Source organism: Clostridium sediminicola, from assembly GCF_050402865.1.
GTDB lineage: Bacteria > Bacillota > Clostridia > Clostridiales > Clostridiaceae > Clostridium_AF > Clostridium_AF sediminicola.
Map to the genome: position 1 here is coordinate 198,998 of NZ_BAABMF010000001.1, position 16,379 is coordinate 215,376.

The 16,379-nt window shown below is 28.6% G+C and carries 14 protein-coding genes; 12 read left to right on the forward strand and 2 right to left on the reverse strand.

Annotated features, from left to right (window positions below; translation table 11 throughout):
- Positions 1-74: 74 nt before the first annotated feature.
- From ACQ3F0_RS00890 to ACQ3F0_RS00910, 5 genes are all read left to right on the forward strand, one after another.
- Positions 75-1,301 carry a BaiN/RdsA family NAD(P)/FAD-dependent oxidoreductase gene (locus ACQ3F0_RS00890; RefSeq protein WP_428863140.1) on the forward strand — a complete coding sequence of 409 codons (1,227 nt, stop codon included), beginning with the start codon at positions 75-77 and terminating at the stop codon, positions 1,299-1,301.
- 96 nt (positions 1,302-1,397) lie between these two features.
- The gene (cmk, locus tag ACQ3F0_RS00895) at positions 1,398-2,057 is read left to right on the forward strand and encodes a (d)CMP kinase (protein ID WP_428863141.1); all 660 of its coding nucleotides are present in this window, start codon (positions 1,398-1,400) and stop codon (positions 2,055-2,057) included.
- Positions 2,058-2,072: 15 nt separating this feature from the next.
- Positions 2,073-3,995, forward strand: coding sequence for a bifunctional 4-hydroxy-3-methylbut-2-enyl diphosphate reductase/30S ribosomal protein S1 (locus tag ACQ3F0_RS00900; RefSeq protein WP_428863142.1), 1,923 nt, complete (start codon positions 2,073-2,075; stop codon positions 3,993-3,995).
- A 216-nt stretch (positions 3,996-4,211) separates the two neighbouring features.
- Positions 4,212-5,270, forward strand: a complete 1,059-nt coding sequence (locus ACQ3F0_RS00905) for a CotS family spore coat protein (RefSeq protein WP_428863143.1) — start codon at positions 4,212-4,214, stop codon at positions 5,268-5,270.
- Between the two features lie 13 nt (positions 5,271-5,283).
- Positions 5,284-6,141, forward strand: coding sequence for a GNAT family N-acetyltransferase (locus ACQ3F0_RS00910; RefSeq protein ID WP_428863144.1), 858 nt, complete (start codon positions 5,284-5,286; stop codon positions 6,139-6,141).
- 12 nt (positions 6,142-6,153) lie between these two features.
- Here the strand turns inward: ACQ3F0_RS00910 and ACQ3F0_RS00915 are convergent, their stop codons facing one another.
- On the reverse strand, positions 6,154-6,312 hold the full coding sequence (locus tag ACQ3F0_RS00915; RefSeq protein ID WP_428863145.1) for a hypothetical protein: 159 nt from the start codon (positions 6,310-6,312) through the stop codon (positions 6,154-6,156).
- Positions 6,313-6,450: 138 nt separating this feature from the next.
- On the opposite strand from ACQ3F0_RS00915, the gene miaB reads away from it, so the two are divergent.
- The 6 genes from miaB (at position 6,451) to ACQ3F0_RS00945 (ending at position 15,110) form a co-directional block, all read left to right on the forward strand.
- The gene (gene miaB, locus ACQ3F0_RS00920; protein ID WP_428863146.1) at positions 6,451-7,797 is read left to right on the forward strand and encodes a tRNA (N6-isopentenyl adenosine(37)-C2)-methylthiotransferase MiaB; all 1,347 of its coding nucleotides are present in this window, start codon (positions 6,451-6,453) and stop codon (positions 7,795-7,797) included.
- 15 nt (positions 7,798-7,812) lie between these two features.
- A complete protein-coding gene (gene mutS, locus ACQ3F0_RS00925) occupies positions 7,813-10,455 on the forward strand; it encodes a DNA mismatch repair protein MutS (RefSeq protein WP_428863147.1) in 2,643 nt (880 codons plus the stop codon).
- 120 nt (positions 10,456-10,575) lie between these two features.
- Positions 10,576-12,492, forward strand: a complete 1,917-nt coding sequence (gene mutL, locus ACQ3F0_RS00930; protein WP_428863148.1) for a DNA mismatch repair endonuclease MutL — start codon at positions 10,576-10,578, stop codon at positions 12,490-12,492.
- Between the two features lie 14 nt (positions 12,493-12,506).
- Complete coding sequence (gene miaA / locus ACQ3F0_RS00935) at positions 12,507-13,439, forward strand: tRNA (adenosine(37)-N6)-dimethylallyltransferase MiaA (protein WP_428863149.1); 933 nt, start codon at positions 12,507-12,509, stop codon at positions 13,437-13,439.
- Between the two features lie 51 nt (positions 13,440-13,490).
- On the forward strand, positions 13,491-13,721 hold the full coding sequence (gene hfq / locus ACQ3F0_RS00940; RefSeq protein WP_428863150.1) for an RNA chaperone Hfq: 231 nt from the start codon (positions 13,491-13,493) through the stop codon (positions 13,719-13,721).
- 102 nt (positions 13,722-13,823) lie between these two features.
- Complete coding sequence (locus ACQ3F0_RS00945; RefSeq protein ID WP_428863151.1) at positions 13,824-15,110, forward strand: methionine gamma-lyase family protein; 1,287 nt, start codon at positions 13,824-13,826, stop codon at positions 15,108-15,110.
- 79 nt (positions 15,111-15,189) lie between these two features.
- Here ACQ3F0_RS00945 and lexA read toward each other — a convergent pair whose 3' ends face one another.
- Complete coding sequence (lexA, locus tag ACQ3F0_RS00950; RefSeq protein ID WP_428863152.1) at positions 15,190-15,798, reverse strand: transcriptional repressor LexA; 609 nt, start codon at positions 15,796-15,798, stop codon at positions 15,190-15,192.
- A 157-nt stretch (positions 15,799-15,955) separates the two neighbouring features.
- Between lexA and ACQ3F0_RS00955 the strand changes: the two genes are divergently transcribed.
- Entirely contained in the window at positions 15,956-16,366 is a 411-nt protein-coding gene (locus tag ACQ3F0_RS00955; RefSeq protein ID WP_428863153.1) for a hypothetical protein, read from the forward strand.
- The last annotated feature ends 13 nt before the right edge of the window (positions 16,367-16,379 follow it).

The window sequence follows — 16,379 nt, forward strand, 5'->3', positions numbered from 1 at the left end:
TTGCAGAACCATCAATATTTTGATGACAAGAGTGGGGAATAATTTTTTAGCCGACCCATAATTGAGGTGGATAAATGAGTAAAGTTGTAATTATTGGTGGTGGTCCTGCTGGTATGATTTCAGCAATAAAGGCTGCAGAAAACAACGCTAATAGCGTTTTATTAATTGAAAGTAATGAAAAACTAGGAAAAAAATTATTTATAACTGGTAAGGGACGATGTAATCTTACTAATGATAAAGATATAAGTGAATTTTTTGATTATATACCTGGAAATCCTTCTTTTCTATACAGTAGTCTATATTCTTTTGACAATAAGAGTTTAATTGAATTCTTTGAAAGTAGAGGAGTTCCATTAAAGACAGAAAGAGGAGGAAGAATTTTTCCAGAAAGCAATAAGTCTTCTGATATTATAAGAGCTTTAGAAATCGAGTTAAGAAAAAATAATATTGAAGTGAAATTAAATTCTAAGGTTGAAAAGATTATATGTAATAAAAATAAAATCACAAAAGTTTTACTCAATAGTGGCGAAGAAATTAGAGGAGATAAATTTATCTTAGCCACTGGAGGAAAATCTTATTCCCAAACAGGTTCTACAGGATCAGGGTATAAATGGGCACTTGAATTAGGACATAAAGTGAAGCAAATTGCTCCATCTTTAGTTCCTATAGAAATTAAAGATAAATGGATAAAAGAACTTCAAGGGTTATCATTGAAAAATGTTGAGTTTTCAATAATCAATGCAAAAACAAATAAAAGAATTTTTTCAGAGTTTGGAGAAATGATATTTACTCATTATGGAGTTTCTGGCCCTATAGTGTTAAAAGGTAGCAGATACATAGATTCAAACTCATCTTATAGAGCTATAATTAACTTAAAACCGTACTACACTGTTAAGGAACTAAATGATAAAATACTTCATATATTCGATTCTTATCTTAATAAAAATTTTAAGAACTCATTAAAAGATTTATTACCTAATAAGATTATCAATACTATTATTGAATTATCAAATATTGATCCTGAAAAAAAAGTTAATTCAATAACTAAGAAAGAAAGAGCTTTTTTGGTGAATCTTTTGCAAAATTTAGAGTTGAATGTAAAAGGTCTTAGACCCATTGAAGAAGCTATTATCACTAAAGGTGGTATTTCAACAAATGAAATTGATCCCTCTACAATGAAATCTAAAATTGTTGAAAATTTATACTTTGCTGGAGAACTAATTGATGTTGATGCATTTACAGGAGGCTATAACTTGCAAATAGCATTTTCAACAGGGTATATAGCTGGAACAAATGTATAAATTCAAGAAATAAATATCACTAAATTAGAGGATTTTGTAATTTTATATAGAATATTAGATAATTAGAGAGTTAGATTTTAGAGAGGCGGATACATTTTGAGAATTACTGTAGCAATAGATGGACCTGCAGGGGCAGGGAAAAGTACAATAGCTAAATTAGTAGCAAACAACTTAAATCTTATGTACATAAATACAGGATCAATGTATAGAGCAGTGACTTTAATAGCACTTGAAAATAATATTAAACCAGATGATATTATTTCATTACAAAATTTACTCGATTCCATTGAAATGTATTTCAAAAATGATAGACTTATTTTAAACAATGTTGATGTTAATGATCAATTAACATTGCCAAGGATTAGTAATAATGTTTCTAATTATGCAGCTATCAAGGAAGTTAGAGAGAAGCTAGTGAAATTACAACAAAATATGGCTGCTAAATTTGATGTTATTATGGATGGTCGCGATATAGGTACAGTTGTACTTAAAGATTCAAAATTTAAATATTTCTTAAGTGCTACTCCTGAAGAGAGAGCTTCTAGACGATTTAATGAGTTGAAGTCAAAAGGCATTGATGTTATCTACAATGAGCTTTTAAAAGAAATAAAAAGTAGGGATTATATTGATTCTACAAGAGATTTAAACCCTTTAACAAAAGCAGAAGATGCTGTTGAAATTGATTCAACAAATATGACAATAACAGAAGTTGTTAATTTTATCATTGATGATATAAAGAATTACGATAATATTTAAAAGGTGTTTTGCAAAATGAAGAAAATTGTATTAGCAAAAAATGCTGGGTTTTGTTTTGGTGTAAAAAGAGCAGTTGATAAGGCATTAGATACACAAAACTACTATAATAAAAAAATCTATACTTTAGGACCATTGATACACAATAAAGATGTAGTGGGGTATTTAGAGAAGAATAATATTTTTCCTATAGAACTAAAAGAAATTAACAAATTACTTCCAAATGATGTTATTGTTATTCGATCTCATGGAATAACCCCAGATATATTGAATACATTAAAAGAAAAAAAAATCATCATTGAGGATGCTACATGTCCTCATGTGTCAAAAATTCATAAAAAAGTTAATGAATATAAAGAATTAGGATATAAAATAATTATTGTTGGAGATAAGTTGCATCCAGAAGTAGTTGGAATAAACGGATGGGCTGGAAATAATGCTTTAGTAACAAAAACAGGTGATGAATTATATAAATTAAGTAAGGAAGATAAATTCTGTGTTGTATCTCAAACTACTGAAAGAAAAGAAAATTGGGAAAGAGTACTTAAAACACTTAATGAATTGAAACTTGAGTTTATATCATTCAATACCATTTGTAGTGCTACATCTGTGAGACAAAATTCGGTATCAGAATTAGCTAAAAATGTTGATTTAATGGTTGTTATTGGAGCACGTCACAGTTCAAATACTACTAAACTATATGAAATATGTAAAGTAAATTGTAAGAATACAATTCATGTAGAAAATGCAGGTGAAATCCCTGATAAAATATTAAATTCTAAAAATATCATCAATATAGGTGTTACAGCTGGTGCATCAACACCTGATTGGATTATAAAGGAGGCTATTAATAAAATGAGCGATAATAAAGCACAAGATGTAAATGAACAGTTAAACTTTATGAACCAAAATGATATTAATATTGCTATAGGGGATATTATTTCTGGTGAAATAATATCTATGAGTGGTAAAGAAGCATTTATTAATATCGGTTATAAAAAAGACGGAAAACTTCCAATCAAAGAGGTTACAAGAGATGAAGAAGTAAAAATGACCGAATTATTTAACCTAAATGAAGAGATTACAGCTAAAGTAATTAGTTTGGGTGATTCTGATGGGTATGTTGTTTTATCAAGGATTGAAATAGAAAGAGATAGCGCCTACATTGAATTAGAAGAAGCTTTTAGAAACAAAGATATAGTTAATATTGAGCTTGTTGAAGCAGTTAAAGGTGGAATTATATCTAGATTTAAAGGTATTAGAATTTTCTTACCAGCATCACATGTAGAATTGTTCCATGTTGAAGATCTTGGTGAGTACATTGGAAAGTCTTTTGATGTAAATATAATTGAATATAAGAAAGAAAGAAAAGGAACAAAAATAGTAGCATCTAGAAGAGATATTTTAACTAGAGCAAAAGTAAAAAAAGCAGAAGATTCTTGGAATTCTTTTGAAGTTGGCCAAATACACCAAGGTATTATTAAAAGGATAACAAAATTTGGTGCATTTATAGAAGTAAATGGAGTTGATGGATTATTACACGTTTCAGAGATTTCATGGGGAAGAGTTGAAAATCCATCAGATGTTTTGAAAGTAAATGAAAAGATTAATGTTTATCTATTAAATGTAGATAAAGATGCAAAAAAATTATCTCTTAGTATAAAAAAAATTATGCCAAATCCATGGGATACAGTAGTAGAAAAATATCCAGTAGGAACTATTGCTTTGGGGAAAATAGTAAGATTTTCTAACTTTGGTGCGTTTGTCGAGTTAGAACCAGGGGTAGATGGTTTAGTTCATATTTCTGAAATCAGCCATAAAAGAATCGAAAAACCTTCAGATGAGTTACAAATAGGAGAAGCAGTTAAAGTTAAAATTTTAAATGTGAATAGTGATTCTAAAAAGATCGGTTTAAGTATAAAAGAAGCAGAAGAAATATAAAAGAAGAGAGTAGATAAATTCTACTCTCTTCTTTTATTGTATATTTTAAGTTTAGCATTTCAAACTAATGGGTAATAAGACCTTAATTGATATGTTGAACATAATAGATATATGTTAATAAAAATAAATGAAAATCGTTAAAGAGTTAATATAGTTGTAATAATTTCTCCATTTAACTATATAATTTAGTAGTAAAGTAATTAAGGGGGCAATTTCGTGGCCTTGAATAGATCTATTAAATTAAATGATAATATATCTAAAGACGAGGAAGTTATTTTAAGAAATATATTAGCTCGTTATCCTTATAGTATATTAGATATAAAAAGAGTAAGAAGTGCCTATAAAATACGAACAAATAAAGGTAATTTATGTTTGAAGAAATTTCAACATGGCAAGTTCAAAGCTAAAAATGGTTGGATTTTAGTAAATGAACTTTACAAAAACAAATTCTATAATACCGCAAAATTTTTAAAAACTAAAAATAACAATATATTAATCAAATACAAAAAATATTTTTTCTATGTCACTGAATGGATTGATGGAAATGAGTGTGACTTAAGAGATTTGGAAGAAGCTAAAAATGTAATAAAATTATTAGCTAATTTTCATTTAACAACTAATAAAATAAATACTAAAGGTATGAAAATACCATACAATGTAGAAAAGTGGCCAGAAATATATAATCAAAAACTAAATGATTTTTTAAATTATAAAACTTTAATACAAGGTAAGCGAATCAAAAACGAGTTTGATAAAAAATACTATGATTCAATAGATATTTACTATAATCGAGGAATAAAAACTCTTTCTTTATTAGGGGATTCGAATTATACTAATTATGTAAAGGAAGTTAATGTTGCTAACTCTATATGCCATAATAGTTATTACTATCAAAATATCATCAAGAAAGATGATGTTTATTATATAATTGATTTGGATAGAATTGTAATTGACCTTCAATTGGTAGACTTATGCAAATTTATTTCTAGATTGATGAGTAAAAGTGAATACAATTGGGATTTTCAAAAAGCAAAAGAAATTCTTGAGAGCTATATGAAAATCAAACCCATGTCCAAAGATGAATTAGATATCATGCTAGCAATGATGATTTTCCCACATAAATTTTGGAAATTAGGTAGAAAAAGGTATTATAAACATAAAAATTGGAGTGAAAGAAAATACAACAAAAAATTCAAGAAACTTTTGACTCGATTTGATAAAGAAGATGAATTTATTAAAGAATTTGATAAATATGTAAATGATTCATCTTTATAATAGGAGTAGCTTTATGTATAATTTAAAAAGGTTGAACAATAGAAATATAAAATATTTTAGAGAAATCTATAATAGCTCTCATAATCTAATTAGTGATTTTTTCGCAATTTATGATGATGAATCATTGATAAAAAAATATTTAATAAGAAAAAATGTATTTTTATTATGTTCGAATGGAAAATATGTTGGTTATATTTGGATAGATGAGAATAATGGTTATTATAGCATTATAGATTTGTATATATTAGAAAAATATAATAATGTATATACACTGACAGTTTTGTTAAAAAGTATTCTTAACTATAAAAATATTAGATTTAAAAGCGAAGAAAATAATTTACTTTTGCAAATTATAACAGAATATGGTTTTCAAATTAAAAGTCAAGTAAGAGAAATGGAATACACTATGCAATCCAAAATAAGCTTACCTCTCATAGATGGCTTATACGTTGAGAATTTCAAAAAAGGTGTAGATGAGCCTATTAGATGCAGATTGCAGAACGAAATATTTAATAAAAAAGATAGACTACCAATGCAAATTAAAGATATTTATTATGATGAAATGCAAAAGTATTATTATGACAAAGGAGTATTTTTATTGACCTTTAAAGGTGTTTATATTGGAATAGGACAAATTATCTACGAAGGAAGTACTCCTATATTAGTTAATTTCGGTGTAATCAAAGAGTATAGAAAAAAAGGTTTTGGAGAATATTTTCTAAAATATATATTGAATTTTATGAAAGCGCAAAAAGAAGATATAGTTTTACTAAAGGTATCCAATGAAAATAATGCAGCTAAGATTCTATATAAAAAAGTTGGTTTCATAGAAAAAAAAGTGATTTATACTTTGATAAGACAGGATGATTAAACCTGTCTTTTTTTATTTGTAAATTCCATCATTTGATACATAATTACTTTTTATATTACTTATAACGTTAGAATTAACTCGTGAATAAAAAGATCTATCTAAAACAAATTTACACTTGTTACAGTTTTCATTTTTATCCAAAGTTTTCTCATTATTTTTTGCATCATACATTAAAATCCCTCCTTTAAATTAATTTTTCCAAAAGGATAAGGAATTATGTCATATAAATTCTTTTAAGTACTTTGAAAATATTCAATAATTATATATAATAGATAGAAGGATGAAATTTATCAACGAAGGAGAAGGAAAATGGAAAGAAACGTAATGAAATACTATATTGAAACTTGGGGATGTCAGATGAATGAAGAAGATTCTGAAAAAATATCTGGTATCTTAAAGATAAATAATTACCAAAGGACAGATGATGAAAAAGATGCAGATATAATTATTTTTAATACATGTTGTGTTAGAGAAAATGCTGAACAAAAGGTTCATGGTCACTTAGGCTATTTAAAGGCTCAAAAAAAGAATAATCCAGACTTAATTATTGCGGTTACAGGATGCATGACTCAACAAAAAGGTACAGCTGAAAAACTTTTGAAAAAATTTCCTCATGTTGATATAATAACTGGAAGTTTTAATTCATATAAGCTTCCTGAGTATATTGAGAGAGTTAAGCAATCAGGAAATACAATAGTTGAAGTATGGGATAAAGAAAATAAAATCGTAGAAGGGTTGCCTATAGATAGAAAAAGCGATGTGAAAGCATTTGTAACAATAATGTATGGGTGCAATAATTTTTGTTCTTATTGCATAGTTCCTTATGTTAGAGGTAGAGAAAGAAGTAGAACGCCTGAAGATATCCTAAAAGAAGTTAAAGATTTAGTATCTAGAGGATACAAAGAGATAACTTTATTAGGCCAAAATGTTAATTCATATGGTATAGGGTTAACTCCTTCAATTAATTTTTCTGGTTTGTTAAAAAAAGTTAATGAGGTAGAAGGACTTGAAAGAATAAGATTTATGACTTCACATCCTAAAGATATTCATGAAGAATTAATACAAACAATGCTTGAATGCGATAAAGTATGTGAACATATTCATATGGCACTTCAGTCTGGTTCAAATAGAATGTTGGAGAAAATGAATAGAAAATATACAAAAGAGCATTATTTAGGATTTGCTAATAAAGCTAAAGAAGCTATCCCTGATATTGCAATTACAACAGATATTATTGTTGGATACCCAGGAGAAACTGAAGAAGACTTTGAAGAAACATTAAAATTAGCTGAAGAACTTCAATTTGATTCTGCTTTTACATTCCTTTATTCACCAAGAGAAGGAACTCCTGCTGCAAAATTAAAAGATGAATTTATAGATGAAAAAACAAAGCATGAAAGATTTAATAGATTACTTAAAGTTATAAATAAATCAGTAGAGAGCAGAAATAAATTTTATGAAAATAAAACTGTAGAAGTACTAGTTGAAGGTGAAAGCAAGACTAATGATTCTATATTAATGGGTAGGACTAGAAATTTTAAACTTGTAAATTTTGAAGGATCTAAAGAGTTAATCGGCCAGTTAGTAGATGTTAAAATTGTCCGCGCAAAACCATTTTCACTAGTAGGTGAAATAATAGATTCTAGTATAGTATAGAAGAGGAGTGTTTTTATGTCATTAACTCCTATGATGCAGCAATATATGCAGATAAAAGAAAACTACAAAGATTGTATCCTTTTCTTTAGACTTGGTGATTTTTATGAAATGTTTTTTGACGATGCAAAGGTTGCTGCTAGGGAATTGGAATTAGTTTTAACAGGTAAAAATTGTGGATTATCAGAACGAGCTCCTATGTGTGGTTTACCTTATCACGCTGCTCAATCGTATATAACTAGATTAGTAAATAAAGGTTATAAAATAGCAATATGTGAACAATTAGAAGATGCATCCGCAAAGAAGGGAATTGTAAAGAGGGATGTTATCAAAGTTATAACACCCGGAACATATACTGATTCTTCTTTTTTGGATGAAAAAAGAAATAATTTCATTATGTCTTTATATTTAGACGACAATGATATAGCCATGTGCTTCACAGATATATCAACAGGTGAATTTTATGGAACTGTTTCAAAAAAGAATACCGCTATTATATGGGACGAAATATCAAAATTTTCACCTAATGAAATTATTATTTCTGAAAATATTGAAGATAGTATTCTAGCAGCTATTAGAGAAAGATTTGACACGTTATTGACTAAATTAAGTGCTGAAAAATTTTCTAATACATCACTAGAAAACATAAAAGTTCAATTCAAAAATTTTAAAGATGAAGAATTTAATGAAAGTCTTATAATAAGTACAAATACTATGCTTTCTTATATTGAGGACACTCAAAAGAGTGTTCTTGGACACATAGATTATTTTTCTCATTACGATATAGTAGATTATCTAGGTATAGATATTAATTCTAGGAGAAATTTAGAACTTACTGAATCTTTTAAAGATAAAAGAAAAAAAGGATCTTTACTTTGGGTTTTAGATAAAACTAAAACTGCTATGGGGGCTAGGGCCCTTAGAAAATGGGTAGAACAGCCTCTTATATCTAAAAACATCATAAATGATAGATTAGATGCTATAGACGAATTAACTCAAAATATGCCCTTATTAGATAGTATAAGAGACGAGTTAAATAAAATATACGATATTGAAAGATTAATAGGTAAAATATCAAATAAAAATGTAAATGCAAAAGAATTGGTTTCACTAAAGAATTCAATAGAAAATTTACCTAATATGAAAACTTTACTGTCTAATTGTTATTGTAATATGATTTCTAAGACCTATAACAATTTTGATACCTTAGAAGATGTTTTTTCTATACTGAATTCATCCATACTAGAAAACCCATCTCTTTCTGTAAAAGAGGGCGGTATAATAAAAAATGGATATAGTATAGAGGTAGATGAATTAAGAGAAGCTAAAGCCAATGGCAAAGAGTGGATAGCATCACTTGAAACACAAGAAAGAGAAGTTACTGGAATTAAATCTTTAAAAGTTAGATATAATAAAGTTTTCGGGTATTACATTGAAGTAACTAAAACTAATTTTGATTTGGTGCCTAAAGACAGATATATAAGGAAACAAACACTTGCTAATTCTGAGAGATATATAACTCCTGAATTGAAAGAAATGGAAGAAAAAATATTAGGAGCTGAGGAGAAGTTAGTTTCCCTTGAGTATGAAATATTTGTGGATATTCGAAACAAAATAGAATTTAGTATAGACAGAATGAAGAAAACATCAACACATTTATCAACCTTAGATTGTTTATGCTCACTTTCTTTATGTGCCATTGAAAATAATTATATCAAGCCTGTAATAAAGAATGACAATAAAATTGCTATAAAAGAAGGTAGACACCCAGTAGTTGAAAAGATGATTCAACGCGAATCCTTTATTGCTAATGATTCGAATATTGATACTGATGAAAATAACCTTATTTTAATAACTGGGCCTAATATGGCTGGTAAATCCACGTATATGAGGCAAGTGGCACTAATTACTATAATGGCTCAAATAGGAAGCTTTGTACCCGCAAAAGAAGCAGAAATTGCTATTTGTGATAAAGTATTCACCAGAATAGGTGCATCTGATGATTTAGCAGGTGGTAAGAGTACTTTTATGGTAGAAATGTGGGAAGTTGCAAATATACTAAAAAATTCATCTAATAAGAGTTTGATTTTACTAGATGAGGTCGGAAGAGGAACAAGTACTTACGACGGGCTGAGTATAGCTTGGTCGGTAATTGAACACTTATGCGAAAATGCAAATTTGAAACCAAAAACTTTATTTGCAACGCATTATCACGAATTAACTTCACTTGAAGGTAAAGTTCATGGAGTAAAAAATTATTCTATTGCAGTAAAAAAATTAAAAGATGATATTGTATTTCTTAGAAAAATTATAAGAGGTAGTGCTGACGATTCCTATGGAATAGAAGTAGCAAAATTAGCCGGAATTCCTGAAAAAGTAACTAATAGAGCTAAGGAAATATTAACTGCTTTAGAAAATGAAAATTCTCAAAATAGCGAAGTTTGTGTTTGCGAATCAGCAAAAAGTACAAATGATGCTTCTATAACGGAAGAGACTTTTAAAGAAGCACCAAAGGAAGAACTAAAGCAATTAGGTTTTTCAGACTTTGAAAAAGAAAATTTATTAACTGAAATATCCAATATTGATGTTCTAAATTTAACTCCTATGGATGGTCTGAATAAATTATATGACTTGATAAAAAAAGTTAAAAAACTTTATTAACAAGTGTCATTTACGAATTGTAGATTAAATAATGCGGTTAAACCACGAAAAGTAAGTTCAACTAAATTACTTTTCGTGGAATAACCATCATGTTAGGCATTTAAAATAGAAGGTGTTAATATGACAAAAAGAATAAGTATTTTAAATTTTGAAACCACTAATAAAATAGCTGCTGGGGAAGTTGTTGAAAGGCCTTCTTCGGTAGTTAAAGAGTTAATAGAAAATAGTATTGATGCAAAAGCAAAAAATATTACTATAGAAATTTTAAGCGGTGGAATTGAACAAATAAAAATTATGGATGATGGAGTAGGGATACATAACGAAGATATTCAAAAGGCATTCTTGCCTCATGCTACTAGTAAAATACTTTCAATTGAAGATGTTTATTCTTTATCTACTTTTGGGTTTAGAGGTGAAGCCCTTGCTAGTATCGCTTCTGTCTCAAAAATCATTTTAAAATCAAAAACAAACGAAATAGAGTTTGGAAAAGAATTAAAAAGTGAAGGTGGAAATATTAGTTATATCGAGGATGTAGGCTGTAATAAAGGAACTTCAATAGAAGTAAGAGATTTATTTTTTAACGTTCCTGCAAGAAAAAAATTTTTGAAGTCTTCCAGCAGAGAAAGCGCTATAATTTCAAGTTTGATAGGTAAACTAGCACTAGCAAATCACAAAATATCCTTCAAATATTTTAATAATAACAAAAAGTCTTTAATAACATTTGCAGCGGATGATGTAAAAGAAACTATTAAGTATATTTACGGAAAGAACATATACAATAATCTTATTAAATTCGAAAATCATACCGATGTAATATCTGTTCATGGATATGTTGGAAATCCAGATATAAGTAGAGGAAGTAGGAATAATCAGAGTATTTTCGTCAATAAAAGATTAATCAAAAGCCCACTTATAACAACTGCAGTTGAGAACGCTTTTAAATCTTTTACTACAGTAAACAAACATCCATTTTTTGTACTGTTTATTGATATATATCCGGAATACATTGATGTCAACGTACATCCTACAAAAGCAGAAATAAAATTCAATAATGATAAAGAAATATTTTCTGCAGTTTTCAACACTATACATAATGCTATTAGAAAAAGTGTGGAAGATAATTTTGAAATCAAACCTCATGAAAAAGAATTTAAAATTAATGAAAGTAAAGTATTATATTCTAACGATGAAAAAATTAATGAATTAAAGGATTTAAAAGATAAAATTCAGATTCCAATAGATTTAAAAGCAAATATTATCAAAGAAAAAGAATATATCGATGCTATCGATATTGGAACGTCTGCCAAAGAATTATCTAATAAAAACATGGAATCTAACGTTAACTTAGATAAGGAGATACATATTAAAAAGACTGAAGAAAAACCCAACCAGAATGGTTTTGCTAAGCCTGAAATACCAAATGAACAACAGGAAAAACAAAATGAATCAACAGCAAAATTTCCTAAGTTAAAAATCATTGGACAGTTTAATAAAACGTATATTTTAGCAGAAGCTGATAATGAGTTTTATATGATAGATCAGCATGCTGCTCATGAAATAATTTTAATTGAAAAATTTTCAAAAGAAATGATAAATAGAACGTTGGTATCACAACCATTAATGGTACCTGTAATTTTAGAATTAAGCGCAGATGATTTTTATTATTACTCTGATAATAGAAATGTCTTTGAAGATACGGGATTTAAAATTGGGTTATTTGGAGATAATACTATAAGTATACGGGAAGTTCCTATACTTTTAGGGAAATTAGAAATAAAAGATTTATTCTATGGCATTCTAGATAATTTGAAAAATTACGGCCAAGGAAATTTATTAAAAGTAAGAGCATATATTTTAAACCAAATTTCATGCAAAAAAGCAATCAAAGCTAACCATGCTTTAAATAACCTTGAAATGGAAAGTCTTATTGAAAAATTACGATATATAGAACAACCGTTCCACTGTCCTCACGGCAGGCCAGTGATAATAAAAACCTCATTATATGAGATTGAAAAAAAATTTAAGAGAGTGACATAAAGAAGGTAAAAAAAATGAAAGATTTATTTATTTTAACTGGTCCAACTGCTGTTGGAAAAACAGATATATCAATAAAGTTAGCTGAAAAACTTAATGGCGAAATAATTTCAGCAGATTCAATGCAAATATATAAATATATGGATATTGGTTCTGCCAAAGTTACCAAAGAAGAGATGAAGAGCATTCCACATCATTTAATTGACGTAAAATACCCCTCAGAAGAATTTAGCGTTGCAGAGTATAAGAGTCTAGCAACCAATGCGATAGAATCTATTTATAACTCTAATAAGCTACCTATTCTTACTGGCGGTACAGGTTTTTACATAAATTCCTTGATATTCAATTACGAATTCGCAAATGCCTTTAAATGTGAAAGTTATAGAAATGAACTAAGCGCTTTAGCTGAAGAAAAAGGGAATATCTTCGTTCACTCTATGCTCAAGGATATTGATTCTGAGTCATATAACAAACTCTATCCAAATGATTTAAAAAGAGTAATACGCGCTCTTGAAGTATATAAGCTCACTGGGAAATCGATGAGTGAATTTAAAGCACAACAAAATATTTATGATATTCCATATAATGTTTTTTACTTTGTACTTAATATGGATAGAGCTAAGCTTTACGATAGAATAAACAGAAGAGTAGACATTATGATGGAGAGAGGATTACTTGATGAAGTACAAAAACTGAAAAATATGGGCTATTCTAGCGATTTGCAATCCATGCAAGGTATAGGGTACAAAGAGCTACTCTTTTATTTAAAAGGTGAAATTTCTCTGCAAAAAGCTGTAGACATGATAAAACAAGGTAGTAGAAATTATGCTAAAAGACAGCTCACTTGGTTTAGAAAAGATAAAAGAGCTATTTGGATTGATAAAGATTTATATTCATGTGATAATGAAATAGTTGAAGAAATATCTAACAAATATTATAATTATAGATAAAGAAGTAAATATTATTGTTAGATAATATTTATCTAATTAAGGAGTGGTTTTATGAATAATACTAAGCAAACAGCAAATTTACAAGATATGTTTTTAAATAATGCTAGAAAAAGTTCAATTCCTGTAACAGTATATCTAACAAATGGTTTTCAATTAAAAGGTCTTGTAAAAGGGTTTGACAATTTTATTGTAATGTTGGTTTCAGAAGGTAAAGAGATGATGGTATATAAGCATGCTATATCAACGATAACACCGTTAAAACCAGTTCTTTATGCTAAATAAATGGAATCCAATAAAAATAGGCAATTATTTGCCTATTTTTTATTTTTGTGATAATATAATTTTGGTTTATACGGCTCGATGTAAATATTGGAGGAGATAATAATGATAGAATCTACAAAACAATTTTTGATAAAAAACTATAATATTAATGAAGAAGTAATAGATTTATACGATAGAGCAATGAGTGATTTAGAAGAACAATTCAACAAGATTGATGAAGTTACAGAATTCAACCAATTAAAAGTTTTAAATGCAATGCAAGAAGAAAGAATTAGCGAATCTCACTTTACAAACTCTACAGGTTACGGATACGACGACTTAGGAAGAGACTCTTTGGACAGGGTATACGCTAGGATTTTTAATACAGAAAGTGCTTTAGTAAGACCTCATTTCGTAAACGGAACACACGCTTTAACTTCAGCACTTTTTGGTAATCTGCGTCCTGGCGATACAATGGTTTCCGTTTGTGGAAGTCCTTATGATACATTACATAAAGCTATAGGAATTGATGGCAGTTCTAACACTGGCTCTTTAAAAGATTTTGGAATAAAATATACTCAAGTTGAATTATTAGAAAACGGTAAGCCTGATTTAAATGCAATAAATAGTCTTCTAAAGGATGATAAAAGCATTAAATTAGTACACATACAGCGTTCCACAGGATACGCGTGGAGAAATGCATTAAATCTTGATGATATTAAAAACATTGTTGAAGTTGTAAAAAGCAATAATAAAAATATTATCTGTTTTGTTGATAATTGCTATGGAGAATTCATGGAAACAAAAGAACCTACTGAGTTAGGGGTCGATCTACTTGCTGGTTCACTAATCAAAAATATAGGTGGTGGAATAGCTCCAGCAGGGGGTTATATCGCAGGTAAAGAAGAATATGTAACAAAGGCATCATATAGATTAACTGTTCCAGGAATAGGAGGGGAGTGTGGTGCTACTTTCGGTTTAATGAGAGCAATGTACCAAGGTTTATTTTTAGCACCTCATATCTCTGGAGAAGCACTCAAAGGCGCAGTATTCTGTTCTAGAATTATGGAACTTGCAGGTTTTGAAGTACAACCAAAATATAACGATAAAAGAAGTGACATAATTCAATGCATCAAGTTTAATGATAAAGATAAAGTAATAGAATTTTGCAAAGGCATTCAAGAAGGTTCTCCTGTGGATTCTTTTGTTTCATGTGAACCTTGGGCTATGCCGGGTTATTCTGATGATGTAATTATGGCAGCTGGAGCTTTTATACAAGGTTCATCAATAGAGTTATCTGCTGATGCCCCAATTCGTGAACCTTTTATTGCTTATATGCAAGGTGGTTTAACTTTTGATCATTCCAAAATAGGAATCTTAATTGCGTTATCTAGGATTCTAAAAAATTAAAGTAGAAAGTAATAATAAAAACTACTATTAAAAAAGAAATTAAAAATCAACAGTTTAACTTTAACTGTTGATTTTTAGTTTAATATTTTCTGTATAAACCCACTAATTTTCCGAGAATAGAACAATTTTTCACTATTATTGGTTCCATATTATCATTTTCTGGTTGTAGTCTAATATGATCCTCTTCTTTAAAAAATCTTTTTATAGTTGCTTCATTGTCTATCATAGCCACAACGATATCGCCATTTTGAGCACTATTTACTTTTTCGATTATTGCCATATCTCCGTTGTTAATTCCTGCATTTATCATGCTTTCACCGCGAATATTTAACCCGAATAATGGGTTAGAATTTTTAATATAAGATATTGGAAGAGAAAAAGTATCTTCGATATTTTCCACAGCTAAAATAGGCTCTCCTGCGGTTACTTTCCCTACAATAGGAATATCAATCATCTCAGTTTTGGATCTAGAAGCCCCAACTAACACAATCGCCCTTGGCTTAGATGGATCTCTTTTGATTAATCCTTTTTTCTCAAGTCTAGAGAGGTGTCCATGAACAGTTGATGTTGATTTCAAACCTACATGAGCACCGATTTCTCTTACTGTAGGCGGATAACCTTTGTCAATTAATTGACTCTTAATGAATTCAAAAATTTCTTCTTGTTTATTTGATTTTCCCTTGTGCATTGTAATCCTCCTTCTTTAATTGGATTATACCACAAAAAAAATACAATATCAAACTTATGTTCTAGTATGAATTAATTTAATCAATAATTTGAAAATAATATTATTATCTGTTATAATACCTTATGGTTAAATTGGTTAAAGGAAAGAGGGTAGTATTATGGATGGAAATAAAGATAATCTTAATATTGAAGAAACCGAAGAGAATAGTGATCTAATTAAAGATATTGAAGAAAGAATACAAAAGGGTGAATTTTCAACAAATTCTATTTTTATTGATAGTGTAGTAGATGAAGAAGAACTAAAGGCAAATGAAGAATGTTTGGAAGAAAATTCTTTTAATGAAGAGCATAATTTTGATTTTAAAGATGAATTTGATTTCCAAAACGATATTATAGAAGGTTTTGATATGAAGAAATTCAATGAAGACTTTGATAAGAACTCTAAACAAAGCGAAGTGGAGCTCATTGAAGATATCGAAGGATTGCAGTCAATTATAGATAATATTGAAAAATATAACGACAAAATCCAAGAAACATCTCCTGGGTTATTTGTTTTTAAAAAAAAGTAAACTGATACCTCAC